Origin of the sequence: Mycobacterium sp. ACS4054 (assembly GCF_001667275.1) — a bacterium.
Taxonomy (GTDB): domain Bacteria; phylum Actinomycetota; class Actinomycetes; order Mycobacteriales; family Mycobacteriaceae; genus Mycobacterium.
In genome coordinates, this window is the sequence record NZ_LZHV01000061.1 from 188,306 (window position 1) to 215,046 (window position 26,741).

Below are 26,741 nucleotides of genomic sequence, written 5' to 3' on the forward strand. Positions count from 1 at the left end.
CGCGCGGCGTCCGCTACCTGCGGTTGGTGAGCCCATGACCGCATTCCGAGATTATTACTTCCACATCGGAGAATGCTATTCTCGCGATGGGCGGTGACGACAGGAGGCGGCGCGGATGCTGTTGGAATTCGATGCTGATCAGCGGCTGTGGCAGAGCACGGTGCGCGACGCCGTCGCCAAGCAGTGCCCGCCCTCGCTGGTCCGGAGCGTGGCCGAGGACAATGGCGACCCCACGCCCCTCTGGGAAGGACTGTGGAAGGCCTACGTCGACCAGGGCTGGACCGAGCTGAACGACCCCGAGAGCACGGTGGAGCTCGCCATCATCCTCGAGGAGCTGGGGCACGCCACCGACCCCACCCCGTTCCTGGCGACGATGAGTCAGTTCGCGCCGTTGGCCGCCGAGCACTTCGATCCGCACCAGTCGGGCACCGCCGTATACGCCGGTGTCGTGGCGCACCGGGACGCCGAGGGCTGGGTCCTGGACGGGACCGCGCGCCATGTGCTCGACGGCGATCGGGTCGACCGGTTGGCGGTGGTGACCGACGCCGGGGTGTTCCTCGCCGGGGCCAATCAGGTAACCGCCCGGCGGGTCGCGGTGTTCGACCCCGTCCTGCACCTCGCCGACTTGTCGTTCAACGAAGTCCGCGTGCCCGACACCGCCCGCCTCGCCGTCGATTGTGAGCGCGCGCGGCATATTGCCTTGACGGGCATGGCGATCACGATGGTCGGCGCCTGCCAACGCATCCTCGACCTGGCGCTCGAACACGTGCGCAGCCGTCAGCAGTTCGGTGTGCCGATCGGCTCGTTCCAGGCCGTCCAGCACAAGGCGGCCGACATGCACGTCGCGGTGGAACGCGCCCGCGCGCTCGCGTACTTCGCCGCGCTGACGATCGCCGCCGACGATCCGCGCCGCCGGCTGGCGGCGGCGATGGCCAAGGCGTCGGCGGGGGAATGCCAGTCGCTGGTCTTCCGGCACGGCCTACAGCTCCATGGCGCAATGGGATTCACGTGGGAGAACGATCTGCAGTTCGCGCTGAAGCGGGCCAAAGCGGGTGAGCTGATGCTCGGCGGCGCGGCCGAGCACCGGGCGCGGATCGCGGAGGAATACCGTGCAGCTGACTTTTGATTCCGACGTCGAGGAGTTCCGGGCCGAGTTTTCGGCGTTCCTCGACGAAAACCTGCCCCCCGCAAGCGAAACGCTCGAGCGGCCGCGCTCCGTCTCGCACATGCCGCAATGGGCTCGCGACTGGCAGCGGCTGCTGTTCGACAACGGCTGGCTGCTGCCGAGCCAGCCGCCGGAGTTCGGCGGCCGCAACGCGACGGTCATCCAGCAGTTCGTTTACCTAGAGGAACTCAGCCGCCGTCGGATCTACCACAGCTTCAACCCGCAGGGCGTGAATATCGTTGGCGCTTCGCTGTTGTCGTTCGGAAGCGACGAGCAGAAGCGGCGCTGGGCCGTGCCGATCCTGCGGGCCGAGATCACCGCGTCGCTCGGGATGAGCGAACCCAGCGCGGGCTCCGACCTGGCGTCGCTGCGCACCCGCGCGGTGCTGGACGGCGATCACTTCGTGGTCAACGGCCAGAAGGTGTGGACCTCGGGCGCCCACGACGCCGACGTGCTGCTGACGTTCGTGCGGACCAACCCAGATGTGCCGAAGCACAAGGGAATCAGCGCGCTGATCATCCCCACCGACACCCCTGGTGTGGTGCGCCGGCCGTTCCCGTCGATCTGCGGTGCCGACGACCTGGATTTCAACGAGGTGTTCTTCACCGATGTCCGCGTGCCGGCGGAGAATCTGGTCGGTGAACTCGACCAGGGCTGGCGGGTCGCCAACGGTTCGCTGGGCCACGAACGCACAATGATGTGGCTGGGTTTCGCCGATCGACTCGACAACATGATCGACGACTTCCAGCCCGGCACCGAGGTCGAGCGCGATCAGTACGCCAGCACGATCATGGACAAGCAGGCGCTGCGGCTGCTGGGTTCGGTGGCCCTGGCCCGCGCCGCGCGCGGCGAAGACGACGTGGCGGCGATCTCGGTGCTCAAGCTGCTGGGGTCCGAGGCCGAGCTGCGCGGCATGGAGCTCGCGCTGACGTCGGCGGGATCCGACGGGCTCCGCCAGCCCGCCCTGACGGGCCCCTACGCGCACATGAACCTCGACCACTACTTCGCCAGTTGGTTCGAGCGCTACGCCCGCAGCTTCTCGGGCACGATCGCCGGCGGCACCTCGGAGATCCAGCGCAACATCATCGCCCAGCGGGTGCTCGGCCTCCCGCGGGGTTAGCCGCCCCTGGCAATGCGGGTGGCTAGACCGGGTCGAACTTGGTGATCAACCACTGGCCGTTGACCCGGGCCAGACTCACCAGCACGCTGCTGGACGCCATCGCCGGGTCCGGGTTGTCCTTGCTGGTGGTGCTCTGGTCGACCAGCACCAGCACGACCGCCGAGTCGGGCCGCAACTCCGAGACCGCGGCACCGATCACCCGAGCGCTGGTCTTCAGCGACTTCTGCTTGGCCGCCGGAGCGACGATCTGGTCGGTGAACTGGTTGTAATACGACAGGAAATCCCCGGACAGGTGCGACTTCGCGGCGGCGAAGTCCTTGTCGAGGGTGTCGGGCGAGTAGGACAGCAACGCGACCGTTCCGTCGGACGCCGCGCCGATGACCGCGTTCGCGACGCCGGCGTCGGTTTGTTTGTCGGGCCGGTACTGGTTGAAGTACAGCCAGGTCGCCGCGCCACCGGAAATCAACAGCAGCAAAATCAGAACGGCGGGAACGACTTTCACCTTCCGCCAGGCGCGGGTCTCGCCGCCCGCACTCGCCTTCGACGGCTCGGCGGTGTCGATCTCAGGGGTGTCTTCGCTCACGGAACGAACTCCAGCTTCGACATTTTGTATTGCCCGCCATCGTCGGTCACCGTCACCTTCAACCGCCAGTTGCGTGGCTCGTCTTTGGCGCCCGCGGCGTTGGAGATCCGCGACGACGCGGCGACCAGTACCAGCGCGGAGTTTCCGTCGACGGATTGCACGGCCGCCGCGCTCACCGATCCCGTCGTGACCACCTTGGACTGCTCGACGACGGTCGTGAAATCCTTTGCGCGCTGGGTGAAGTCGTCCCTGAACTGGCCGGTCGAGCTGTCGATCACCCGCTGGACGTCCTCCTTGGCCCTGTTGAAGTCCATGGAGAACATGTTGATGACGCCTTGTTTGGCCCCCGCGATGAAGTTCGCGGTGCGCTGGTTGCGCTGCACGGTTTCGTGACGTTCCCACATCATGTATCCGCTGGCGCCGGTGAAGGCAACGATGAGCACGATGGCGGCCGCTTTCCACGCCACCGACAGCGACGGCAGGTGCAGCCGGCGCCGGGAGCGGGCGGGCTCGGCCTCCGATTCCGCGTCTTGCGGGCCCTCGTCCTCGGTCTCCGCTTCGTCGGCATCCGTGGCTTCGACCGTGTCGGTGACGTCGTCGTCGGTCTCCGCCTCGGCGGTGCCGGTCGCGTCCTCGTCGGCGTCCGGCGATTTCTCCTCGCCGGCTTCGGCGGCCCCGGCGTCCTCGGCGGCCTGGGCTTCGCGGCGGAGCCGGGCGGCGCGGGCGCGGGCGCGCGCCGCGGCCGCCAGCGCCTCGGCTTCGGCGGCTGCGGCCTCGGCCTCCTCGATCAAGGCCATCGTGTCGGCCTTCGAGGCGGCCGGACCCTGCGGCGGTTTCTTGGCCTCAGCCATCGCGCATGCTGCCCGTCGCCCTCATGATCGACTGACTCCTGTGCGTCTCACGCGGCTACCATCGCACGAGCGAGAACGGCCAGCTGCTGGTGCCCCCCGGTCCGCCGCCGCAGCCCGTGTCGTACGTCGAGACGACCTGACCCGCCATCGTCACCGCGTCCCAGGTGTAAACGTCGTGCGAGGGGAAGAACTGGACCCCACAGCGCACACCGTCTGGCACGTCGACGGGCAGGGTGTACTGGCCGTTGGCCAGGTGAGCATCCGACTTCCAGGGCGCGGCTTGCCCGTTGGGTTGCGCAATCGCTTGGACCGTCAGGCATTCCGGTCCCTGGTCGTACCGGCACGGTCGAATCGCGAAAATCCAGCTGTGGCCCGGATCGCGCGGGGTGTCCAGCCGGTAGTTGCCGATCTGGATGTCCGCGTGGGCGGTGGGCGTGAGAGTCAACGCGGCCGTGGCCAGCGCGAGGCTGACTGCGAAGGTCTTCACCGATGCTCTCCCATCTCTGCACAGGCGGTTGGCCCAAATATAGGGCGCGGTCCCGCTGAACAGGTCTACTCGGCAAAATTGCGGCAGTCCACCGCCCGGCGCGGCCCGCCGAGGTCGGTTCAGTCGATGACCGCGGCTTCCTTGCGCTCGGTGATCGGCCTGGCGAGCTCTTGTTCGTCGCAGATGCGCTGCAGCTTCTCCAACGTCTCGTCCAGGCCGGCGCCGACCTTTCGGCCGGGGGTGAAGGTGGCCGGCAACTTACGCATGCCCTGGATGACGCCGATGGTCTCGTAGTGAACTGTGCCCTCGGGGTCGCACTGGTAGTCGGGCATCCGGTCCAGGACCGCGGTGAGCATGGATTTGAACACGGTGCGCGCCACGTTCGATCCGGCGCACCGGTGCACGCCCAATCCGAAGCTGAAGTGGCGGTTGCCTTTACGGTCCAGGACGATGTCGTCCGGGTCGTGGAACACCGCCGGGTCGCGGTTGGCCATCGCCCAGGAAATCCATAGGCGTTCCCCCTCTTTGAATCGCGTGCCGTCGAGTTCGATGTCGTCCGAGAATGTCCGGCCGTCGCCGGGTGCGGGGGTGAAGTAACGCAGGAATTCTTCGGTCGCGGGGTCCAACAGCGTCTTGCGTTGCTCGCTGAGCAGTTCGCGTTCGGCGGGATGCTCGGCGAGCCATTCCAGCGAGTGGGCGGTCAGCGCGGTGGTGGTGTCGAAGCCACCCCCGATGACCAGGCCGAGGTTGCCGAGGATCTCCAGGTCCGGGGCGGGCTCGCCGTCGATGCGCATCTGCAACAGCGCGTTGACGATTCCGGGCCGCGGATTCTCGCGGATCTCGATCATGGTGTTGACCATGTCGAGCCCCATCTGGCGGTGCATCTCGGTGACGCGCTCGATGTCGGGGGAGTGCTCGGGGGTGTAGACCGCGGCGTGCACCGGCTCGCTGTACATGTTCCACTTCTTCAGCGGAATGCCCAGCATGGCCAGCGTCAGGACGGCCGGCACGATGTTGGCCAAGTCGTCGACGAAGTCGATGCTGCCCTCCTCGATCTTCTCGTCCAGGCAGGCGCGCGTGACGTCGTCGATGAAGGGCTCCCAGCGCTTGACCGCGGCTGGCGACAGGTAGGGGTTAAGCACCGTCCGATAGATGCGGTGCTCGGGTTCGTCCATCTCCAGGATGCCGCCCCGCACCGCGCTGACGCGGCTGGCGGTGGGGATCGAAATGCCTTTGTAGCCACGGCGTTCCCCGTGGATGTCGTGGTCGTTGGACACCGCGGGGCAGCGGGCCAGCTCGAAGACCTCGTGGCTGCCGGCCGCGACCCAATGCCCGCCGTAGGTGTCACTCCATGCCATCGGGCACTTGGCGTGCATCTCCTTGGTGATCGCCTTGAACTGTGACCGGTACTCCGGCGAATGCCGGTCGAAGTGGAAGGTGTTTTTCTTGCGGTCGCTGTCGCTGACGACGTCGTCGACACTCAAAGATCTGTCTCCCTACGCATTTCGTCGGTCAGTACCGGTTGCCGGTTCAGGCGTCGTCGGTGATGATGATGGCCTGCTCCGGGCAGGATTGCGCGGCCTCACGAACCTGGTCCTGCCGATCGGCGGGCACCACTTCGTCGACCGCGGAAGAGCTGCCGTCGATGTCGCTGAGCTCGAACGACTCCGGCGCGATCATCGCGCACAGGGTGTGGCCCTGACAGCGCTCCGGATCAACCCAGACCTTCACGGTGGCTCCTTGCGGTGGTTCGTTGGGGCTCAAATACCTTGCGACGGCTCAGGTGTTGCGACCGCCGTTGACGCCCAATATCTGCCCGGTGATGTAGCCGGCTTCCTCGGATATCAGGAAGGCGCAGGCGGCCGCGATGTCTTCCGGCCTGCCGATCCGGCGTACGGGGGTCCGCGCGATGGTCTCGTCGATGTCGCCCAGGAATCCCTTCTCCGCCGCGGCGCGCAGCATCGGGGTGTCGATGAAACCGGGTGGCACGGCGTTGACGGTGATGCCGCTGGGGCCGTACTCGAGTGCCAGGGATTTGGTCAGCCCGTTGACCGCGGACTTGGCCGCGACGTAGTGGCTCATGTAGGGCGCGCCGGAATGCGTGCTCGACGAAGAGATATTGACGATCCGCCCCCACTTGGCCTCGAGCATGTCGGGCAACACCGCCTGGATGGTGTGGAAGACCCCGTTGAGGTTGACGTCGATCACCCGCCGCCAGTCGTCGAAGGTGATGTTGTTGAAGCGCTTGAAGCCGTCCAGCCCCGCCGCGTTGACGAGCACGGTGACCGGCCCGAGCTGGGCCCGGATCGCCGTCAGGGCGGCGTCCACCTGCGATCGGTCGGTGACGTCCGCGGTGAAAGAGTGGTCGTCGTCCGATGGGCGGAGGTCGATCGTGGCGACGTCGAGGCCGTCGGCGCGCAACCGCTGCACGACGGCAAGACCGATGCCGGATCCGCCACCGGTGACCACCGCAGTCTTCACGTTGAGACCTCTACTCCCGAGGTGACCGTCTCAGCCACAAAGAATCTCGCTTGCAATTATGAGAACCTTACTCTCAGGCCGAAGCGGCGTGCAACACACTCGGGAAACCGTGTTTGGCCTGCGTCAAACTGCGTCGTCCGGCGCCCCGCTGGCGGCTGCGGCGCTGGTCAGTGGCCGGGTCTCATTCCTGAGAGTTTCTTGAATTATCGAGACTCGAATGTAAGATTCGCCGGGGAAGAGAATGAAATTATCGTGACCGTCACCACATTAGGGAGTGCGGATGCCTGCCCAGGACACGGCAGAGCCTGCGATCACAGCGACCATCGAGAACGCCGCGCCGGAGTCACCCGTCGACCGCCGGCTCTTGATCGGTGGCCGACTGGTCGCCACCGACAGGACGTTCCCGTCCGGCAATCCCGCGACCGGCGCCGTCATCGGGCACGCCCCGGACGCCGGTGTCGCGGAGGCTGAGGCGGCGATCGCGGCGGCCCGGCGCGCATTCGACACCACCGGCTGGCCGACCGACGTCGAGTTGCGGATCCGCTGCCTCGATCAGCTGCACCGCGCGCTGGTCGAACACGCCGACGAGCTGCGCGCGCTCACCATCGCCGAGGTGGGCGCCACCCGCGCGCTGACCCAGGGCGCCCAGCTGGACGACCCGATCGGCATCGTGCGCTTCTACGCCGACCTGTTGCGCGACTACGAGTTCTCCGAAGACCTGGGCGACAGGGAATCGCGTGGCATGCTCCATCACCGCTGGGTGGAAAAGGAAGCCGCCGGGGTGGTCGCCGCGATCATCGCCTACAACTACCCGAACCAGCTGGCCCTGGCGAAGCTCGCCCCGGCGCTGGCGGCCGGATGCACCGTGGTGCTCAAGGGCGCTCCCGACACACCGCTGGTCACGCTCGCGCTCGGCGAGCTGATCGCCAACCACACCGACATCCCCGACGGCGTGGTCAACGTGCTCACCTCCTCGGGCCCCGAGACGGGCGAGGCGCTGACCACCAGCCCCGACGTCGACGTCGTCACCTTCACCGGCTCAACCGCCGTCGGGCGCAAGATCATGGCCGCCGCGAGCCACACGATCAAGCGTGTCTTCCTGGAGTTGGGCGGCAAGTCGGCGGTGATCATGCTCGACGACGCCGACTTCGCCGGCGCGGCCATGTTCGCGGCGTTCAGCATGGTGACCCACGCGGGACAGGGGTGCGCGTTGACGTCGCGGCTGCTGGTGCCCCGCTCGCACCACGACGAGATCGTCGAGCTGATCGCGCAGAACTTCGCCAAGGTGCGCCACGGCGATCCGGCCGATCCCAAGACGCTGATGGGTCCCCTGATCAACGAGCGGCAGCGGGACAAGGTCGACGGCATGGTCCAGCGGGCCGTCGCCGCCGGGGCCACCCTGGTGACCGGCGGCAAGCGATTGGATCCCGGCTACTTCTACGCGCCGACGTTGCTCACCAACGTCGACCCGGACAGCGAGATCGCGCAGGAGGAGATCTTCGGACCCGTCCTCGTGGTCATCGCGTTCGACGACGATGACGACGCGGTGCGCATCGCCAACAACTCGATCTACGGATTGGCGGGCGCGGTGTTCAGCCGCGACCAGGACCGCGCGCTGGCGGTGGCGCGCCGCATCAGGGCCGGGTCGTTCTCGGTCAACGGGGGCAACTACTTCGCCGCCGACAGCCCGTTCGGCGGCTTCAAGCAGTCGGGGGTGGGCCGCGAGATGGGTGTCGCCGGGCTGGAGGAATTTTTGGAACGCAAGACGTTTGCGGTGCCGGCCGCGGTGGCCCGGGCATGAGGCCGCTGGAGGGGATCCGCGTCCTGGAGGTGGCCATGTACGGCTTCGTCCCTTCGGCCGGCGCCGTGCTCGCCGAGTGGGGCGCGGACGTGGTCAAGGTCGAGCACGCGGTGACGGGCGACCCCCAGCGCGGACTGCGCCAGACCGGCATGCTGCGCGTCGAGGGCGACCCGAACCCCAACATCGAGCACGCCAACCGGGGCAAGCGCAGCATCGGCCTCGACATGTCGGTGCCGGAAGGCAAGGAGGTGCTCTACGAGCTGGCCCGCCGCTCCGACGTCTTCCTGACCAGTTTTCTTCCCGCTCACCGGAAGAAGTTCGGCATCGACGTCGAGGACATTCGTACGGTCAACCCGAAGATCGTCTACGCCCGCGGGAGCGCGCTCGGTCCGCGCGGCCCCGAGTCCGAAAAGGGCGGCTACGACATGACCGCGTTCTGGTGCAGGGCCGGAACCGCCGCGACAATCACCCCGGCGGGGATGCCCGGCATGATCGCGCCCCCCGGCCCGGCCTACGGCGACACCATCTCCGGCACCAACCTCGCCGGCGGCATCGCGGCGGCGTTACTCAAACGCGAACGCACCGGCGAAGCGTCCGTCGTCGACGTGTCGCTGCTGGGCAGTGGCTTCTGGGCGATGGGGCACACCGTCGCGCTGACAAAGCATCTGGGACAGCGGATGGAAGCGCCGCCACCCGGTGTGCACGGCGCCCCGAACAATCCGTTGGTGGGCCTCTACACCACCTCCGACGGACGCTACATCTCGTTCGTGATGATGCAGCCCACCAAGTTCTGGGCCGACGTCTGCCGGCACGTCGACCTGCCGGAGCTGGCCGACGATCCCCGCTTCGCCACCGTGGAATCGATCGCCGCGAACACCGCGGACGCCGTGGAGATGCTGACGAAGGCGATCGCGACCCGCTCGCTGGCCGAGTGGAGCGAACGCTTCGCCACGCTTACCGGCCCGTGGGCCCCGGTGCAGGACACCCTGCAGGCCGCGGACGACGCGCAGATTCGGGCGAACGAGTACATGGTGCGCGCGGGCGAGCTCGAATTGGTCGCCAACCCGGTCCAGTTCGACGTGGCGGCGCCGCAGACCGGTCCCGCGCCCGGCTTCGCCGAGCAGACCGACGAGATCCTGATGGAACTCGGGCTGGACTGGGATCGCATCATCGAGCTGAAGACGGCCGGCGCCGTCACTTGAGTACGCCAGCGACCGGAGGTTTCCCACATGTTCGAGCCAACCGTCGCGCCGGTTGCGACCAAGTTGCCCCGGCTAAGCGGTGTGCTGATGGCTTGTCGGATAACGGTTATGCGTTTTCCATTCCGCCCGGACTCGGCATGAGTCATAATCGCCGGACGCTTCAAGACATGGGGCCCCACGTTTTGATGCGCGTCTCACGCAACAGAACGGAGGGCCTGGCGTGAGGATGGACAGTGCTGTCATGCCCGACGTAGTCGCTGAATTTGGGCTGCCGACTGGGCGTTTCGCCGTCGACTGCTCGCCCTCCTGGCCGTTGCCTCAGCCGAATCTACCGCAGCCCGCGGCGCACAACAAGACCATCGGTCTCATAACTCAGGAAAGGGTTTGAGGCCGATGGCAACAAAGGGAGCAGACCGCTGGTCGGCGGGATTGCCTCAGCTGAAACTGAAATGGGACATCTCGGGGCCCATGCAGGCCGTCGGGGCCTTGTGCGCGATGTCGGCCGATGCGGTCAAGTTCGTGTTCCGCCGGCCGTTCCAGTGGCGGGAATTCCTGGAGCAGTCCTGGTTTGTCGCGCGGGTGTCGCTGGCCCCCACCCTGTTGGTGGCGATCCCGTTCACCGTCCTCGTCAGCTTCACGCTCAACATCCTTCTGCGGGAACTGGGCGCCGCGGACCTATCCGGTGCGGGCGCCGCGTTCGGTGCCGTCACCCAGCTCGGACCGCTGGTCACGGTGCTCATCGTCGCGGGCGCGGGCGCCACCGCGATGTGTGCGGACCTGGGGGCGCGAACAATTCGTGAAGAAATCGACGCGATGGAAGTGCTGGGCATCAACCCGGTGCAACGGCTGGTCACCCCGCGCATGCTGGCGTCCGGATTGGTCGCCTTCCTTTTGAACAGCCTCGTCGTCATCATCGGCGTCCTCGGCGGCTACGTCTTCTCGGTGTTTGTGCAAGACGTCAATCCCGGCGCATTCGCCGCGGGCATCACCTTGCTCACCGGCGTGCCCGAAGTCATCATTTCGTGCGTCAAAGCAGCGCTTTTCGGCCTCATCGCCGGCCTGGTCGCCTGCTATCGGGGCCTGTCGATCACCGGCGGGGGCGCCAAGGCCGTTGGCAACGCGGTCAACGAAACCGTGGTTTACGCATTCATGTCCCTGTTCGTCGTCAACGTGGTCGTCACCGCGATCGGCATCAAGATGACGGCGAAGTAGGGGCTGCCAATGGCGCTGAGGGCCGCATACCCGCGATTGTTCCGCCAATTCGAGAGGCCGGTCGCCTCGCTGGGCCGGATTGGCGACCACACCCTGTTCTACGGCAAGGCACTCGCCGGGGTGCCGTTCGCGGCCACCCACTACACGCGCGAAGTCGTCCGACTGGTGGCCGAGATCAGCATGGGCGCGGGCACTTTGGCGATGATCGGCGGAACCGTGGTGATCGTCGGCTTCCTGACGCTGGCGGCGGGCGGCACCCTGGCCATTCAGGGTTACACCTCGCTGGGCAACATCGGAATCGAGGCGCTGACGGGCTTTTTGGCCGCGTTCATCAACGTGCGCATCGCGGCGCCGGTGGTCGCCGGGATCGGCCTGGCGGCGACCTTTGGCGCGGGGGTGACCGCTCAGCTGGGCGCCATGCGGATCAACGAAGAAGTCGACGCGTTGGAAAGCATGGCCATTCGGCCGGTTTCGTACTTGGTCAGCACCAGGATCCTGGCGGGGATGATGGCGATCACGCCGCTGTACAGCATCGCGGTGATCCTGTCGTTTTTGGCCAGTCAGTTCACCACGACGTTCCTGCTCGGTCAGTCGCAGGGGTTGTACCAGCACTACTTCAACACGTTCCTGAACCCGATCGACTTGTTGTGGTCGTTCCTGCAGGCCATCCTGATGGCACTCACCATCCTGCTGATCCACACGTACTACGGCTATTTCGCCTCCGGCGGGCCGGCCGGTGTCGGCAACGCGACCGGCAACGCGGTGCGCACCTCGCTGATCGTCGTGGTTTCGGTAACGCTGTTGGTCTCGCTGTCTATCTACGGTACGAACGGCAACTTCAACCTGTCCGGTTAGTGGAGGAGGTGAAAGGGCAGTGACGCAGAGTGTGCCAGCGGGTCGCGGCGCCGGTGGCGGCCGGCACCCGCGCGCCGGTCACGCCCGGCCGCCGGCCGGGCGCAACTACCTGCCGCCCCTGCTCGGTCTGATCACCGTCGTCATCATCGGCCTGATTTTCGCGGTGGCGGTCGGCCTGTTTCAGGGCTCCTTCACCGAAACCGTGCCGGTGACCGTGATTTCGCAACGGGCCGGCCTGGTGATGAACCCGGACGCGAAGGTGAAGATGCGCGGCGTCCAGGTGGGCAAGGTCGCATCCGTCGAATCGCTGCCCAACGGCCAAGCGGCCATTCACTTGGCGATGGACCCGTCGCAGTTGCGCTTCATTCCCGGCAACGTTCTCGTCAACATCGCGTCGTCGACGGTGTTCGGCGCCAAGTCCGTCGAGCTGGTGGAGCCTGAGCAACCGTCGGCCCAGCGGCTACACAGTGGCGAGACCCTGCAGGGCCAGCACGTCATGGTCGAAGTCAACACGGTATTTCAGCAGTTGGTGTCGGTGCTGTCGCACATCGACCCGCCAAAGCTCAACGAGTCGCTGGGCGCGCTCGCCCAGGCGTTCAGCGGGCGGGGCCCACAGCTTGGCCAGGCCCTGAGCGACCTGGACTCCTTCCTCGCCAGGCTGGAGCCGAGCCTGCCCGCCTTCCGGCACGACCTCGCGGTCCTGCCGGTGGTGTCCAACGCCTACGCCGACGCGGCGCCGAACCTGGTGAAGACCGCGGCCAACGCGACCCGGATCAGCAAGACGCTCGTCGACGAGCAACACAACCTGGACGCGCTGCTGATCAGCGCAATCGGCCTCGCCGACATCGGCAATGACGTGTTGTCGACGAACCGTCAACCGCTGACGAACGTGTTGCACCTGCTGGTGCCGACCACGGATCTGACCAGCGTGTATCACGAGGTGTTCACCTGCGGGTTCGGCGGGTTGATCAACGTCGCGCATGGCCCGCCGTTGTCGGAACCGAGCATCAACATCTCGGCGAGCCTCACGTGGGGCGGCGAACGCTACCGGTATCCGACGAACCTGCCCAAGGTCGCGGCGACCGGCGGCCCGCACTGCATGGGTCTGCCGAACCTGCCGTTCAACACGCATCCCAAGCAGTTCATCACCGACATCGGCGCCGACCCGGTGGGCTACGGAAACCCGCAGGTGCTGATCAACTCCGATCTGCTCAAGCAGCTGTTGTACGGGCCGATCGCGGGCCCGCCACGCAACTCGGCCATGGTGGGAATGCCCGGATGAGAACCCGCGCCACGCTGATCAAGTTCGCGATCTTCGCGGTCGTGATGGCGATGCTGACCGCCTTCCTGTTCTTCATCTTCGGTCAGTACCGGACCGGGGCGACGAACGGCTATTCGGCGGTGTTCACCGACGTTTCACGCCTCAAGCCGGGACAGTCGGTGCGCGTCGCCGGCATCCGGGTCGGCACCGTCAACAGCGTTTCGCTGCAGCCGGACAAGAAAGTCGTGGTGAAGTTCGACGCCGACCGCAACGTCGTCCTCACCGAGGGCACCAGGGCGGCGGTCCGCTACCTGAACCTGGTGGGCGATCGCTACCTCGAACTCGTCGACGGTCCGGGCTCGACCAAGCGGCTGCCGGCCGACGGCCAGATTCCCGTCAACCGCACGGCGCCCGCGCTCGACCTCGATCTGCTGCTCGGCGGACTGAAACCCGTTACCCAGGGCCTGAACGCGCAGGACGTCAACGCGTTGACCTCGGGATTGCTGCAGGTCTTCCAGGGGCAGGGCGGGACCCTCGAGTCGCTGTTCGCCAAGACGACGTCGTTCTCAAATGCCTTGGCGGACAACGATCAGACCGTGCAGCAACTGATCGACAACCTCAACATCGTGATCGGCACGATCTCCAAGGACGGCAACAAGTTCTCGGGCGCGATCGACCGGCTCGAGCGGCTCGTCAGCGGGCTGTCCGATGACCGCAACACAATCGGCTCCGCCATCGAAGCCCTGGACAACGGAACCGCCTCGCTGGCGGATCTGTTGAGCAGCGCGCGGCCGCCGCTGGCCGGCACCATCGATCAGTTGAGCCGATTGGCGCCGATTCTCGACAACGACAAGGACCGCCTCGACGCGGCGCTTGGGAAGGCGCCGAAGAACTATCGCAAGCTGGTTCGGCTCGGTGTGAACGGCGCAACCATCCCGTACTACCTGTGCCAGTTGGAATTACGCGGCACGGATCTTCAGGGCAGGACGGTGAAGGCCCCGATATTCAGGTCAGAAGCTGGAAGGTGCACGGAACCCTGATGCTCAAGTATCGCGGAGCTGGGCTCGTCAAGGCCGGACTCATCGGCGTCATTCTGGCGGTGATGGTGATTCTGGTGGGCTTGTCGCCCGATCGGTTCATCTCGTGGGCGACGATGGTCAGGTACCAAGCGCTGTTCACCGAAGCCGGCGGCCTGGCGACCGGCAATCCGGTGCTCGTGTCGGGCGTAAAGGTCGGCACGGTGTCGGATGTGAAGCTGCGTCGCGGCGATGCGCTCGTGACGTTCGCGATGAAGGGCAATGTCCTGCTCGGATCGGAGACCTCCGCGCACATCCGCACCGGCACGCTGCTGGGCGAGCGGACGCTGACGTTGGAGTCCGCCGGCACCGGCACGTTGCACCCGATGGCCCTCATTCCCGTCTCGCGCACGTCGTCGCCCTACTCGCTGACGGAGGCGGTCAGCGATTTCGCGACCGACACGGCCGGAACCAACACCACGGCGCTGAACCAGTCTCTGGACACGCTGGCGTCGACGCTCGACCAGATCGCTCCGCAAATGGGGCCGGCCTTCGACGCGCTCACCCGGTTGTCGCGAACCCTCAACAGCCGCAACAAGAGTCTGGGCGAGCTGTTCAAGAGCGCCGGCGATGTCACCGGGGTGCTCTCCGAACGCAGTCAGCAGGTCAACAAGCTGATCCTCAACTCCGACACCCTGCTTCAGGTGCTGGTGGCCCGGCGGCAGGAGATCGTGGACCTGCTGGCGAACACCTCGGCGGTGGCCAAACAGCTGACGGGGTTGGTGCACGACAACGAAGCCAAACTGGCGCCGACGCTGGAGCGGCTGAATTCGGTGAACGCGATGCTGGAGAAAAACCGCGACAACATCAGCAAGGCGCTGCCGGGTCTGGCCAAGTTCCAGATCACGGTCGGTGAGGGCATCTCCAGCATGTACGCCTATCAGGCCTTCGTGCCGAACTTCCTTGCCCCCCAGCTCTTCCAGCCGATCATCGACTACCTCTGGGGCTTCCGCACCTTCGACACCTCGAAAGGCCCTGGCTACCCGTCGCCGCTGCCTCGGTCGCTGACTCCCTGGCCCTACAACGGTATTCCGGTGTGCCCGGCCTGCACGTTGGGCGGCAGGATCGGGGGGTCCCAATGATCGCCGGGATGCCCCGCAGGAGGCTGGCGGCGCTGGGCGCGGTCGTCCTCGTCGTCCTCATCGCCGCCGGAGCGGCCGTGCTCGTCCGCAACACGTTCTTCGGGCCGAAGACGATCACCGCCTACTTCACTACCGCCACCGCGATCTATCCCAACGACGAGGTGCGGGTGTCGGGCGTCAAAGTCGGCAACATCAAATCCATTCAGCCGCAGGGCACCCAGGCCAAGATGGTCCTCAAGGTGGACCGCGACGTGCCCATCCCGGCGGACGCCAAGGCGGTGATCGTCGCCTCGAATCTGGTGTCCGCTCGCTACGTGCAGCTCACGCCGGCCTATCGCGACAGTGGGCCGGTCATGCGCGACGGGGCGGTCATCGGAGTCGAACGAACCGCGGTGCCGGTCGAGTGGGACGAGGTCAAGACCCAGTTGATGCGGCTGGCAACGGATTTGGGACCCAAGAGCGGGGTGTCGGGAACGTCGGTGGGCCGGTTCATCGACAGCGCCGCCGACGCGCTGAACGGCAACGGCGACAAGCTGCGCCAGACGCTCGGTCAACTGTCGGGGGTGGGCCGGATCCTGGCCAACGGTAGCGGCAACATCGTCGACATCATCAAGAACCTGCAGACGTTCGTCGGCGCGCTGCGCGACAGCAACGTTCAGCTCGTACAGTTCAACGACCGCCTGGCCACGCTCACCAGTGTGGTCAACGACAGCAAGTCCGACCTGGACGCGGCGCTGACCGACCTGTCGACGGCGGTCGGCGAGGTGCAGCGCTTCATCGCCGGGACGCGCAACCAGACCAGCGAGCAGATCGCCCGATTGGCCGATGTCACACAGGTTTTGGTCGACCAGCACATGGCCTTGGAAAACATCCTGCACGCGGCGCCGAACGCGTTGGGTAACTTCTTCAACGACTACAACGCCGACACCGGAACCATCGTGGGCGGATTCGGCATCATGAACTTCGCGAACCCCGTGTTTTCCGGTTTGATGGTTCCGCTGCCCGTGCCCGGCTGCACGGCCCTCGGCGCCATCGAGAACGTCACCGCGGTCGAATCGGGCAAGCTGTGCTCGATGTTCCTCGGACCCGGGTTGCGGGTGCTGAACTTCAACAACCTGCCGATCCCCATCAACATCTTCCTGCAGAAGTCGGTGGACCCGTCCAACATCCTCTACAGCGAACCGCGCCTGGCGCCCGGCGGCGAGGGCCCGAAGCCCGGGCCGCCCGAGATCCCGCCAGCGGTATCGGCCTACACCGGCTTGCCCGGTGATCCGGTTGGACCCCCGGGGGCGGTTCCGCCCGCGCCGATACCGGGCGCGGCGATGCCGCTGCCGCCCCCGCCGACCACGCCGATGGCACCACCGCCGCCGGCCCCGGCGCAGACCACCTCGGACATGCTGCTGCCGACGGACGGGGGACTGCGATGATCGCCGGGGTAGCGGCTCGGCGGGTGTTCGCCGTCGGCTGCTGTGTGGTGTTGACGGCGACGGGATGCGCGTTCCACGGCCTGAATTCGCTACCGCTGCCGGGCGCGGTCGGACGCGGACCGGGGGCGAACATCTACCATGTCGAACTCCCCAATGTCGGCACCATGGAATCGAATTCGCCGGTGATGATCGACGATGTCGTCGTCGGCAGCGTCGGCACGATGCGAGTGCAAGGGTGGCACGCCGACGTCGAGATCTCGGTGAAGCGCGACGTCGTGGTTCCGGCCAACGTGGTGGCCACCGTCGGCCAGACCAGCCTGCTGGGGTCCATGCACGTGGAGCTCAATACGCCGCTCGGCCAACAGGGCAGCGGACGCCTGCAGCCGGGGGCCACCATCCCGCTCAGTCGGTCATCGGCCTACCCGTCGACCGAGCAGACGCTTTCGTCGCTGGGAGCGGTCGTCAACGGCGGCGGCCTGGGGCAGATCGGGGAGATCATCCACAACTTCTCCGCCGCACTGTCCGGACGCGAGGGCGCCGTGCGTGACCTGATCACTCGCCTCGACACGTTCGTCGGAACGCTCGACGATCAGCGGAACAACCTCGTCGACTCCATCCAGGCGCTGAACCGGCTCGCCCGCACATTCGCCGACCAACGCGACGTTTTGACCCAGGCGCTGCAGAAGATTCCGCCCGCCCTCGATGTGCTGATCAAGGAGCGCCCACGGCTGACCGCCGCCCTGGACAAGCTGCGCGTCTTCAGCAACACCGCCACCCGGTTGGTCAACGACTCCCAGGCCGACCTGGTCAAGAATCTGCAGAACCTGGAGCCGACCATCAAGGCGCTCGCCGACGTCGGACCGGAATTGGGCACCGCGATCGCGGCGGCGTTCGTGTTCCCGTTCACCCAGAACTTCGTCGATCGAGCGATCCGGGGTGACTACTTCAACCTGCACGTCGACTTGGACCTGTCCATTCCGCGGCTGAAGCGAGGACTGATGCTGGGGACGCACTGGGGCCAGTTGGACCAGCCGTTGGTGCCGGCGCCCGGCGACCCGTATTACCTGCAGTACACCCACGATCCATTGCACGACCCCATAAGGCCGCCGTGGGTCGACCCCAATGCGTTGCCGCCGCTACCCGGCCCACGGCCCGCGGCCCCGTTCTCCGGGCCGCCGCCGGGCCCGGCACCGCTGCCCGGACCTGCGCCGGCCGCGGCGACGACATCCGACGCTGGTCAAACGCCGCCCGCAGAGGCGCCTCCGACGGGAGCGGGTGGATAGATGCTGACGCGTTTCGTTCGGATTCAGCTGGCGGTCTTCGCAATCGCCGGGACCATCGGCGTGATCGCGATGGTGCTCTACTACATCCAGGCGCCGACCCTGCTTGGCATCGGCCGGATGACGGTGACGCTGGAGTTGCCGGCCACCGGCGGGCTGTACCGGTTCTCCAACGTGACCTACCGCGGGGTCCAACTCGGCAAGGTCACCTCGGTGGGCCTGACGCCGACCGGCGCGAAAGCGACACTGTCGCTTGCCACTTCGCCGAAGGTCCCCGCCGACCTCACCGCCGAGGTGCTCAGTGTCTCCGCGGTGGGTGAGCAGTACGTGGACTTGCGGCCGAAGACCGATTCACCGCCCTACCTGCATGACGGTTCGGTGATCTCCGTGCGCGACAGCAGGATTCCGCAGCCGGTCGGGCCGATGCTCGACCAGGTCAACGCCCTGGTGCAAAGCATCCCGAAGACGAAACTCGGCCAATTGCTCGACGAGTCCTTCCAGGGTTTCAACGGCACCGGTTACGACCTGGGGTCGCTGATCGATTCCTCGCAGACGCTGTCCCGCGACGCCAACGGCGTCGTCGATCGCACCCGTGCCCTGACCGAGGACACCGGGCCGCTGCTGGACTCCCAAGCGCGCACGGCCGATTCGATCCGGACGTGGGCACGCAGCTTCGCCGGCATCTCGGATGTGCTGGTGGACAACGACTCCCATTTCCGCACCATCCTGCAAAACGGGCCTGAAGCCGCGAACGAGGCGTCGCGGCTCTTCGAGCAGATCAAGCCGACGCTGCCGGTGCTGCTCGCCAACCTGACCACCATCGGCCAGATCGGCGTCACCTACCACCCGTCCCTGGAGCAGCTGCTGGTGTTGCTGCCGTCGGCGGTCGCGATCGAGCAGGCCGCCGCGGCACCGAACCATCCCGAGGGAACGGCCCAAGGCGATTTCGCGCTCACGATCGACGACCCGCCGATCTGCACGGTCGGTTTCATGCCGCCCAACACCTGGCGATCCCCGGACGACCTGACCGACATCGACACCCCGGACGGGTTGTATTGCAAGCTTCCGCAGGACTCACCGATCGGTGTCCGCGGTGCGCGCAACTACCCCTGCATGGGTCATCCGGGCAAACGCGCGCCCACCGTCGAAATCTGCAACAGCGACAAGCCGTACATGCCGCTGGCGATGAAGCAGCACGTGCTTGGCCCCTACCCGCTGGACCCGAACCTGCTCGCGCAGGGCGTCCCGCCCGATGACCGGGTTACCACCAACGACAGGATCTTTGGCCCGGTCGAGGGAACGCCGCTTCCGCCGGGGGCCGTGCCGCGCGGGACGCCGGCGGGGCCGCGGGGCGAAAATCCGCCACCGGGCACCGTCGGAGCGGCCGTGCCGCCCGTGCCGTCGTCGGGACCACCGCCGCTGGCGCCCATGTCGAGAATGTCCGCCGACCTTCCGCCCATCGCGCCGCTCGATGTCCCTGCGGCAGGGGAACTTCCCCCGCCGCCGGCCGCGCCCGCACCGCCCGCACCGGCCGACGCCACACCGCCCGACCCGGCCGGCGGCGCGGGCCCGCAGGCCGCGCCGAGCTCATTCGGTGGGGGAGCCACCAAGCCGGTGCCGTCGGTCACGATCGCCCGGTATGACCCCCGTACGGGTCGTTACGTGGGTCCGGACGGGAAGCTGTACCAGCAGTCGGATCTCGTTGCGCCCAAAGCCCCCAAGACATGGCAGGACATGCTTCCCACCTAGCGGCCGCCGGGGCGGTACGAAAGGCTATGAGCGCCGCGTCAGCTCAACTTGTCCAGGCGTAGCGGCATCGTGATGTCGAGCCACTGGTTTTGGCCGCAGGCACCCGACGGGCCGACCGTCTTGTCCTTTCCGGCGTAGGTCGACGACCCGAGCTGGTATCCGCCGTACTGGTTGACCGGATAGAAATAGTAGGTCTGCGATCCGGTGAACGCGGTGCCGTCCTCGCACCGCTCCCAGTTCGGCACCTCGCGCTTGACCTTCCACATCTCCCCGTCGTTCATGTAGAGGGGCGCGGTCCAGCCCTGGTCGCTGGTCACCGTGCCGTGGCATTCCTGGAACGTCTCGCACGTCGAGCTGATGGTCCAGGTCTGCACGACGGTCGGCTCGCCGAAGTACTGATCGTTGCGCTGGGCCCAGTCGCCGATGGAGGTGGCGCGGAACGTCCCGTTGACGGCAACTTCTTCCTTGGTTGTCGCCCGGGCCATGGCCGCCGTGCTCACGCCGCCGAATACCGTGGCGGCGACCAGCGTTGCGGTGGTGAATGTTCGAACTGAACGCATCAGGCGCTCCTCCAACCGCTTTCAGCAACCGACATTGTTATTCGGTTTTCGACATCGCTTGCGGCTTTTGCGCAATGAGATTAACACCGCTTCGGCGCGGACAAAATGCCGATTGGACCAAAACGACGTGCGGTCACGTCAGCGGATCCATCTTCGAGATCAGCCAGGAACCCTTGACTTTCGTCAATGTCACCACGGCGATGCTCGCCGTTGTCTGCGGTTGCGGTTTTTCCTTGCTGGTGGCCGTTTGATTGACGAATACCAGCACCACCGCCGAATTCGGGTGCAGCTCGGAAACGGCGGCCCGAACCACCTGCGCTGTCTCAGTGACGTGCTTCTGTTGTGCCAGCGCGGCGATCTGTTCGGTGAACTTGGTGTAGTAGGCGAGGAAATTACCGGTGAGATACGACTTCGCCTTGGCGAAATCCCGGTCCAGGTTGTCGGGAGCGTACGACAGCACCGCGACGGCGCCGTCCGACGCCGTCTGGATCGCGCGGCGCGCCGCCGCGTCACCGACCTGTTGGTCCGGCCGGTAGAAGTGGAAGTACAAACCGGCGGCGGTGCCCACCGTGGCAGCAACCACCACCGTCGCGAGTATCAAGCGCCACCGGCGGATCCAGCGCTTGCCGACCCTCGGCCGGTCGGTGCGGGACGCGGGCGGTGACCCCATCTCGTCGGCAGGTTCGGGTTCCGTGCCGTCCCCGGGTGAACCAGGCTCGACAGTCATTGCAGGAAATCGACTTTCGACATCTTGAGCTGACCACCGTCCCGCGCGAGGCCAACGCTGATCCGCCACATCACGGGTGGTCGATGGGTGTTGTCCGCGTTGGTGACATCGGATCGCGCCGCTACGAGCAAGACCGCCGAATTGTCGCTCATCGACTCGACCGCGACGGCTTCGACGGTGCCCTTGCTGCTCACCTTCGCGTCCTGGGTCTGCTTGGCCATGATCGCCGACATCGCCGCCATCTGGCTTTTGAAGTCGCCCGTGGAGTCGTCGATGATGCGCTGGTAGTCGTCTCTGGCATGGTTGGCGTCAATCGACATCAGCGCCGTGATCTCTTGCCGTGCCGCGGCGGTGAACTCCGCCGCAAGCCGCTGCTTGTGCACGGTAGCGCGGTGCTGCCACACCATGTAACCGCTGGCTGCCAGCGAACCGGAGGCGAGCAGGATGCCGGCGGCGGCGGCCATGGTTTTGCGCCCCGGGCGCCGCAGCCAACGCGGTCGCCGCGGACGCCGCAGTCGCCAACGGGCCGACTTCCGGTCCCCGGGTTCGGCCGCCTCGCGCAACCTTGCCAGGCGCGCCCGAGCCGCCTCGGCGCGCGCTTCGGCGGTGGCGACTTCGTCGTCGATGTCCGGGTCGTCGCCGTGGTCGGCGTCGGGCTCCTCCGGATCGTGCACGGAGAAGGAGCTTATCACCTGCGAATCCGCCCAAAGCCGCCATCGGCAGGCGGCTTTCGCGGCCCTTACGTGCGCAAATACGCGCGCTCGGAGCATCGCTGACGGTGGCGGTTCAACCGCTGCAAAGCCCGGCCCCGTGGGGCTCGGCTGATCTTCTCCAAGGAGGAGAATTTTCTTTCCGGGTGTGGCAAAGTAATTGGGTGCGATTCATCGTGGCGATGGCTGCCGCGTTGGTCGGCGCCGGCGTGTTGGCGGCGCCGCCATCGTCTGCGGGACCGACGGTCTGCGACTACCCGGCCTGCACCCCGGGCATCATGCCGCATCAGGTTCTGGGTGCGCCGTGTGACAACACCACCTATTACGCCTTCGGTGTCGCCGATGGCTACGTTTCGTTCGCCTCGGAGCCCGGGCGGCTGATGTTCTGCGGTTCGCCGAGGAGATACCAGCCGCGCTGGTTCCGGTCACCGCCGATGGCGGGGGTCAAGGATGAAGGCGCCAACTGCCAGAACTACCAGAACTACGTCGCCCAAGCGCCGGATGGTCTGTTCCTGGTGTGTTTCGCCCACGATGGTGTCATGACCTGGGTGCGCGCCGACACGTAGCACGCTGAGCCGCCACGAACGTCAGTCGCGGGGCAGACCCAGTAGGCGCCGGCTCAAATCGGTGACCCGGTCGAGCAATGTCTCGTCGTCGATGTCGGCGACCAGCGGATGCATGACGGCGGTGCTGAGCGCGCCGGAGAACATGGCCGCCTCGATCCGCCCGTCCAGGCCCGCGTCGCTCAGCAGCACCCGGTACAGGCGGTCCATGAAGAGCTGAAAGGGCTTGTGCTCGGCCAGCAGTCGGACGACGACGGGGTCGAATTGCAGCGTGCGCACCAGCCGGCGGTCTCGGACGGCCATCTCAATCACCCGGACCAGCAAGGCATCTCGTGCTTGTGGCCCGTCGCCGTACGCCTCGGCCTCCTCGAGCGCCGGCTCGAGCCGGCCGAGCTCGCGCTCGGTCACGGCGATGACGATCTGCTCCTTGGTCCGGAATTGGTGGTAGACAGCGGCTTTCGTGATGCCGACGGCGTCGGCGATCATCTGCAGCGACGTACCGCTGACGCCGTGGGTGGCGAACAGATCCAGCGCGGCATCGAGTACCCGCGTCCGGGCCGGGCTGTGCTCGATCAGCCAGAAGTGCTCGCCGGTGAGGTGTTGCCGTGCTGTTCCCACGCACCGAGACTAGACGATGCTATTGACCCAAGCTAGCCGATCGGCTAGCTTCGCTGACTAGCCGTGTGTGGTAGCCGATCTCGGGAGGGGTGCTGATGTCCGACGCCGACGGGGGCGATGCGCCGGCCCGGGGGACGACGCGGGCCGCGCCGCGGCGGACCGACGGTGAGCTGATCCTGCTGTGGACTCTGCCCGCGGCCCTGGTCCTTTGGATCGCGGCGTTCTTGGTCTTCCCAGGGTTCAACCCGCCGATGTCGCCGTCGATGTCCGCCGAACAGGTCGCCGCGTTCTACCGCGATCCGGCCCATCTCCCGGAGATCCGGTACAGCATGATCGTGTTCAACTGGTTCGGCGTGTGCCTGGTCCCGATCCTGGCCCTGATCGTGCTGCAGATCCGCAGGATGGCGCACCGGACGCCTATCTTCTCCTACGCGATGCTGGGTTGCGCGGCCGGCGGCCCGACCCTGTTCCTCGTCGCCAACGTCTGCTGGTTACTGGCCGCCTTTCGTCCGGAGCGCAGTCCCGGGCTGACCCAGCTGCTCAACGACTTCGGCTGGATCACCTTCACGATCCTCGTTCCTTTCCTGATAGGCCAGAGCGTGATCCTGGCCCTGGCAATCCATTTCGATGATCAGTCGCGCCCGGTGTTCGCTCGCTGGGTGGCTCATTTCAACCTTTTGGTGGCCGTCGCACTTGTGCCCGCCGCGTTCGTCGGCGTCTCGTTGACCGGACCGTTGGCGTGGGACGGCTTCCTGTCGTTCTGGGTGAAAAACGTGGCGATCGCCGTCTGGATCGTCGTGATGGGCGTCGTCCTGGCCCGGGCCGTTTGTCGCGAGCGCGCCGAGAACCACGGGCCCGCAGGCGAACTGGTTGGCGCATGAGCGCGGTGATCACACCGCCGACAACGCCGGCCCTACCACCCACGGGGTCGCTGCCCCGGCGGATCCGCTGGCACATCGGGCATAACCCCAAGCGAGAACTGTGGTTGGCGTGGGGGACGCTGATGGCGTTCTACACCATCTTCTTCCCGATGTTCTTCATCGTGGCGCAGGTCCAGCCCCCGCCGGAACCCACCTGGGATCTCGCCACGCAGGCCCATTGGTTCTCCGAGCGCCGCCTCGGGATACCGGTCGGCTTCGGCATCATCTTCGCGATCAGCGGCATGATCGCGGTCAACAATGCGCTGATCGCGTACTCGATGCGGCGCATGTCGGTCAGCCGCGCCTTCGGGTATTCGTATCTGCTCATCTATTCGCTCAGCGCGGTTCCCGGCATGCTGCTGCTCAACATCGCGCTGATCGTCGGCACCCTGCGACCCGAGCGCGACCCCGAGGCGATCGGCTGGCTGTACGACTTCGCCTTCTTGTCCTTTGACGGCACCATGGGGGTGTTCCTGATCGGCTCGCTGATCTGGATGGTGGCCATCCTGCTCGACAAGAATCGGGTGTTCCCCAAGTGGTTCGGGTATCTGAACCTGTGCAACGCGCTGACCGAGGTGGTGGTGGCGCCGTGCTGGATCTTCCGGCGTGGCGTGTTCGCGTGGGACGGCGAGATCGCCTGGTGGCTGGACATGGTCGTATTCGGCGTCTACCAAGTCACTTTCATCGTGATGCTGTTTCAAATGATCCGCCGCGAAGACTTCGGCACCGGACCACTGCCCGACCTGCCGGCAAAAGAGGCGGCTGCCTGATGACCGAAATCGCCGACGAGAACCAACGGGTCAGATTCGTGCCCGGTCAGCCCGATATGTGGGCCTTCGTGCTGTTCGAGACCCTGGTCTTCACCGCATATTTCGGTTTCTACCTGTTCTCCCGTGCTCGCGGCCCCGAGCTTTTTCTGCAGTCGCAGGCGCACCTCGACCTGCGCATCGGGGTATTCAACACCCTGGTCCTGCTGCTGAGCTCCTGGTCGGTGGCGCGGTGTGTCCAGTCGGCCCGCGCCGGCGCCCACCGGGCGGCCCTGCGGGACGCGTTCATCACGGCGGCCTTCGCCGCGATTTTCCTGTGCGTCAAGGTGTTCGAATGGGCCCGGTTGGTGCGCATGGGAAACGGCCTGGGCAGCAACGACTTTTTCACCTACTATTTCTTCCTCACCGGCATCCACTTCGTGCACCTGCTGATCGGCTTCGTCGCCCTCGGCGTCATCGTCTACCAACTTCGCGGCAAGGCGCGAAAAGCCCACGAGCCGACGGAGTCTCAACAGCTCGTCGAAACCTGCGCCACCTACTGGCACACCGTCGATTTCCTGTGGGTGCTCATCTTCGCGCTGCTCTACATGGTGAGGTGATCGGAATCAAATTCAACAAACGGCTGCCGGTGGTGTGGCTGATCCTGGCGTCGCTGACGCTGACCTATCTGTGGATAGACCGTTCCGCCGGCGGATCGCTGAGATCCAGCGCGGTGGTCACGTCGAGCGTCATCGTGATCGCACTTGTCAAAGTGCGCATCATCTTTCTCGAGTTCATGGAGGTCCGCAACGCTCCGGTGCTGCTGTGCCGGCTCACCGACGCGTGGGTGGCGGTGATGGCCGCCGCGATGCTCGGCTGCTACTTCGTCGGTTTGAAGCTGTGAGTCAGCCCGCGACCGCTACCGCGTCCGCGGTGGTGAACCTCAGGTGCAGTTCGCTCAGGCCGCGCAGGATGTACGTCGGCTCGTAGGTGTAGCGACGGTCGACGCTCGGCCCGTGGTGGGCTTCGTCGATCTCGATGTGCGACATCCGGTCCAGCAGACGCTCGATCGAGACGCGGCCCTCCACCCGGGCGAGCGGTCCGCCGGGGCAGGAGTGCACGCCCCGGGCGAACGCCATGTGCTCGCGCACGTTGCGCCGGTGCAGGTCGAACTCGTGCGGGTTGGAGAACCGGCGCGGGTCGCGATTCGCCGCCCCCGGCAGCACCATGACGACCGTGCCAGCCGGAATGTCTACTCCCCCAACGGTGGTGGCCCGTCTGGCCAGCCGGGAGTCGCTCTTGACCGGGCTGTCCATCCGCAGCGATTCCTCGATGAACCCGGGGATGAGGCTGCGGTCGTCACGCAGCTCCTGCTGGATGTCCGGTCGATCCCCGAGTACCTGCAGCGCCGCGCTGAGCAGCTTGGCCGTGGTTTCCTGGCCGGCGGCGAAGAGGAACGTCGCCGAGCGGACGACTTCGATGACGGGCGGCGTCGACCCGTCGGGGTACTTCGCCGACGCCAACGAGGTCAGGACGTCGTTGCGCGGCTCGCGCCGCCGATCCTCGACGTAGTTGCAGAACTTTTCGTCGAGCCACTCCAGCGGGTTGATGCCGACCGACTCGTGATCCAGCGCGCCCACCCGCGCCTCGGGACGATCGGCGCCCAAGACCTTGCGGAACTCCTTGTGGTCGGATTCCGGCACGCCCAGCAGGTCGGCGATCACCAAGGTGGCGAACGGCTTTGAGTATTCGGCGATGAATTCGCATTCGCCGTTGTTCAGGAACTCGTCGAGCTGACGATCGGCCAGGCGCCACATGAACTCCTCGTTCTGCTTCAGCCGGCTCGGCGTCAGCAGCTTCGCCAGCACCGATCGCGCCTTGGTGTGGTCGGGCGGATCCATGGTGACCATGTGCTCGTTCATCGGGAAGGAGCTGCGGTGCTGGTCGATCTGGGCGCTGATGTCGTCGCCCTCGGGTTGGAACGGCAACGGTGGGAACGGCCCGCCGAGCGCGACGATGTTGGAGAAGGTCTCCGGGTCCTTGTAGACCTCGCAGGCCTCGTCGTACCCGGTGACCGCGACAACGCCGTAGTGCGGCAGACGCAACACCGGGTTTTGACTGCGCAGGTAGTCGAAGTAGGGGTGCGGATCTGGGACGAGAGACGGATCGGTGAAGAAGTCGATCGACTCGTAGTTGCTCATCGGATTGCGTCTCCCTGGGCTGGGTTACCGGTCATGTTCGGCGGCAGGAAGTGGCGCCGCGGTG

General features: G+C 66.3%; 28 protein-coding genes. 17 read left to right on the top strand and 11 right to left on the bottom strand.

Annotation, left to right across the window (positions count from 1 at the left end):
* The first annotated feature begins 115 nt into the window (after positions 1-115).
* Positions 116-1,126 carry an acyl-CoA dehydrogenase family protein gene (locus tag A5730_RS19490; protein ID WP_067903955.1) on the top strand — a complete coding sequence of 337 codons (1,011 nt, stop codon included), beginning with the start codon at positions 116-118 and terminating at the stop codon, positions 1,124-1,126.
* Positions 1,110-2,285, top strand: a complete 1,176-nt coding sequence (locus tag A5730_RS19495) for an acyl-CoA dehydrogenase family protein (protein ID WP_067903958.1) — start codon at positions 1,110-1,112, stop codon at positions 2,283-2,285. The genes A5730_RS19490 and A5730_RS19495 overlap by 17 nt, the downstream gene beginning before the upstream one ends.
* A 22-nt stretch (positions 2,286-2,307) precedes the next feature.
* Here A5730_RS19495 and A5730_RS19500 read toward each other — a convergent pair whose 3' ends face one another.
* The 6 genes from A5730_RS19500 to A5730_RS19525 form a co-directional block, all read right to left on the bottom strand.
* Positions 2,308-2,868 carry a hypothetical protein gene (locus A5730_RS19500; protein WP_067903960.1) on the bottom strand — a complete coding sequence of 187 codons (561 nt, stop codon included), beginning with the start codon at positions 2,866-2,868 and terminating at the stop codon, positions 2,308-2,310.
* Positions 2,865-3,719 carry a hypothetical protein gene (locus A5730_RS19505; protein WP_067903964.1) on the bottom strand — a complete coding sequence of 285 codons (855 nt, stop codon included), beginning with the start codon at positions 3,717-3,719 and terminating at the stop codon, positions 2,865-2,867. Before A5730_RS19505 ends, A5730_RS19500 begins: the two co-directional genes overlap by 4 nt.
* A gap of 55 nt (positions 3,720-3,774) precedes the next feature.
* The gene (locus A5730_RS19510) at positions 3,775-4,206 is read right to left on the bottom strand and encodes a hypothetical protein (protein ID WP_067903968.1); all 432 of its coding nucleotides are present in this window, start codon (positions 4,204-4,206) and stop codon (positions 3,775-3,777) included.
* A 119-nt stretch (positions 4,207-4,325) separates the two neighbouring features.
* Positions 4,326-5,690, bottom strand: a complete 1,365-nt coding sequence (locus A5730_RS19515; protein WP_067903971.1) for a cytochrome P450 — start codon at positions 5,688-5,690, stop codon at positions 4,326-4,328.
* Positions 5,691-5,736: 46 nt separating this feature from the next.
* Positions 5,737-5,937, bottom strand: coding sequence for a ferredoxin (locus tag A5730_RS19520; RefSeq protein ID WP_067903974.1), 201 nt, complete (start codon positions 5,935-5,937; stop codon positions 5,737-5,739).
* Between the two features lie 48 nt (positions 5,938-5,985).
* Complete coding sequence (locus tag A5730_RS19525; protein ID WP_067903977.1) at positions 5,986-6,687, bottom strand: SDR family NAD(P)-dependent oxidoreductase; 702 nt, start codon at positions 6,685-6,687, stop codon at positions 5,986-5,988.
* Between the two features lie 280 nt (positions 6,688-6,967).
* Between A5730_RS19525 and A5730_RS19530 the strand changes: the two genes are divergently transcribed.
* The 10 genes from A5730_RS19530 to A5730_RS19575 all read left to right on the top strand — a co-directional run bounded on the left by A5730_RS19530 (position 6,968) and on the right by A5730_RS19575 (position 19,632).
* Positions 6,968-8,488, top strand: a complete 1,521-nt coding sequence (locus A5730_RS19530; protein ID WP_067903980.1) for an aldehyde dehydrogenase family protein — start codon at positions 6,968-6,970, stop codon at positions 8,486-8,488.
* Positions 8,485-9,690, top strand: coding sequence for a CaiB/BaiF CoA-transferase family protein (locus tag A5730_RS19535; protein ID WP_067903983.1), 1,206 nt, complete (start codon positions 8,485-8,487; stop codon positions 9,688-9,690). The genes A5730_RS19530 and A5730_RS19535 overlap by 4 nt, the downstream gene beginning before the upstream one ends.
* Before the next feature lie 393 nt (positions 9,691-10,083).
* The gene (locus tag A5730_RS19540; protein ID WP_067903987.1) at positions 10,084-10,902 is read left to right on the top strand and encodes an ABC transporter permease; all 819 of its coding nucleotides are present in this window, start codon (positions 10,084-10,086) and stop codon (positions 10,900-10,902) included.
* Between the two features lie 9 nt (positions 10,903-10,911).
* A complete protein-coding gene (locus tag A5730_RS19545) occupies positions 10,912-11,757 on the top strand; it encodes an ABC transporter permease (protein WP_055400314.1) in 846 nt (281 codons plus the stop codon).
* 19 nt (positions 11,758-11,776) lie between these two features.
* Positions 11,777-13,039: an MCE family protein gene (locus tag A5730_RS19550; RefSeq protein WP_067903990.1), complete on the top strand. Its 1,263-nt coding sequence runs from the start codon at positions 11,777-11,779 to the stop codon at positions 13,037-13,039.
* Positions 13,036-14,058: an MCE family protein gene (locus tag A5730_RS19555; protein ID WP_067903993.1), complete on the top strand. Its 1,023-nt coding sequence runs from the start codon at positions 13,036-13,038 to the stop codon at positions 14,056-14,058. Before A5730_RS19550 ends, A5730_RS19555 begins: the two co-directional genes overlap by 4 nt.
* Positions 14,058-15,176: an MCE family protein gene (locus tag A5730_RS19560; RefSeq protein WP_067904486.1), complete on the top strand. Its 1,119-nt coding sequence runs from the start codon at positions 14,058-14,060 to the stop codon at positions 15,174-15,176. The genes A5730_RS19555 and A5730_RS19560 overlap by 1 nt, the downstream gene beginning before the upstream one ends.
* Before the next feature lie 8 nt (positions 15,177-15,184).
* Complete coding sequence (locus A5730_RS19565) at positions 15,185-16,603, top strand: MCE family protein (protein ID WP_369829899.1); 1,419 nt, start codon at positions 15,185-15,187, stop codon at positions 16,601-16,603.
* Entirely contained in the window at positions 16,600-17,886 is a 1,287-nt protein-coding gene (locus tag A5730_RS19570; RefSeq protein WP_067903998.1) for an MCE family protein, read from the top strand. The genes A5730_RS19565 and A5730_RS19570 overlap by 4 nt, the downstream gene beginning before the upstream one ends.
* Complete coding sequence (locus A5730_RS19575) at positions 17,887-19,632, top strand: MCE family protein (protein ID WP_067904001.1); 1,746 nt, start codon at positions 17,887-17,889, stop codon at positions 19,630-19,632.
* Positions 19,633-19,670: 38 nt separating this feature from the next.
* Here the strand turns inward: A5730_RS19575 and A5730_RS19580 are convergent, their stop codons facing one another.
* The 3 genes from A5730_RS19580 to A5730_RS19590 all read right to left on the bottom strand — a co-directional run bounded on the left by A5730_RS19580 (position 19,671) and on the right by A5730_RS19590 (position 21,593).
* A complete protein-coding gene (locus A5730_RS19580) occupies positions 19,671-20,192 on the bottom strand; it encodes a hypothetical protein (protein WP_067904488.1) in 522 nt (173 codons plus the stop codon).
* Between the two features lie 133 nt (positions 20,193-20,325).
* Positions 20,326-20,862: a hypothetical protein gene (locus A5730_RS19585; protein ID WP_231994732.1), complete on the bottom strand. Its 537-nt coding sequence runs from the start codon at positions 20,860-20,862 to the stop codon at positions 20,326-20,328.
* A 53-nt stretch (positions 20,863-20,915) separates the two neighbouring features.
* Positions 20,916-21,593, bottom strand: a complete 678-nt coding sequence (locus A5730_RS19590; RefSeq protein WP_067904007.1) for a hypothetical protein — start codon at positions 21,591-21,593, stop codon at positions 20,916-20,918.
* Between the two features lie 218 nt (positions 21,594-21,811).
* On the opposite strand from A5730_RS19590, the gene A5730_RS19595 reads away from it, so the two are divergent.
* A complete protein-coding gene (locus A5730_RS19595) occupies positions 21,812-22,195 on the top strand; it encodes a hypothetical protein (protein WP_197506301.1) in 384 nt (127 codons plus the stop codon).
* A gap of 21 nt (positions 22,196-22,216) precedes the next feature.
* Here the strand turns inward: A5730_RS19595 and A5730_RS19600 are convergent, their stop codons facing one another.
* Positions 22,217-22,810, bottom strand: a complete 594-nt coding sequence (locus tag A5730_RS19600) for a TetR/AcrR family transcriptional regulator (RefSeq protein WP_067904010.1) — start codon at positions 22,808-22,810, stop codon at positions 22,217-22,219.
* A gap of 95 nt (positions 22,811-22,905) precedes the next feature.
* Between A5730_RS19600 and A5730_RS19605 the strand changes: the two genes are divergently transcribed.
* Genes A5730_RS19605 through A5730_RS19620 form a run of 4 tightly spaced genes read left to right on the top strand, consistent with a single transcriptional unit; the run spans position 22,906 to position 25,380 of the window.
* Positions 22,906-23,691 (top strand): hypothetical protein, encoded by a 786-nt coding sequence (locus tag A5730_RS19605; protein WP_067904492.1) that lies wholly within the window; start codon positions 22,906-22,908, stop codon positions 23,689-23,691.
* The gene (locus tag A5730_RS19610) at positions 23,688-24,500 is read left to right on the top strand and encodes a hypothetical protein (protein ID WP_067904013.1); all 813 of its coding nucleotides are present in this window, start codon (positions 23,688-23,690) and stop codon (positions 24,498-24,500) included. Before A5730_RS19605 ends, A5730_RS19610 begins: the two co-directional genes overlap by 4 nt.
* On the top strand, positions 24,500-25,096 hold the full coding sequence (locus A5730_RS19615; protein ID WP_067904016.1) for a cytochrome c oxidase subunit 3 family protein: 597 nt from the start codon (positions 24,500-24,502) through the stop codon (positions 25,094-25,096). The genes A5730_RS19610 and A5730_RS19615 overlap by 1 nt, the downstream gene beginning before the upstream one ends.
* Entirely contained in the window at positions 25,096-25,380 is a 285-nt protein-coding gene (locus A5730_RS19620; protein ID WP_067904494.1) for a cytochrome C oxidase subunit IV family protein, read from the top strand. The genes A5730_RS19615 and A5730_RS19620 overlap by 1 nt, the downstream gene beginning before the upstream one ends.
* Position 25,381: 1 nt before the next feature.
* Here the strand turns inward: A5730_RS19620 and A5730_RS19625 are convergent, their stop codons facing one another.
* Positions 25,382-26,677 carry a cytochrome P450 gene (locus A5730_RS19625; RefSeq protein WP_067904019.1) on the bottom strand — a complete coding sequence of 432 codons (1,296 nt, stop codon included), beginning with the start codon at positions 26,675-26,677 and terminating at the stop codon, positions 25,382-25,384.
* Positions 26,678-26,741: the final 64 nt, after the last annotated feature.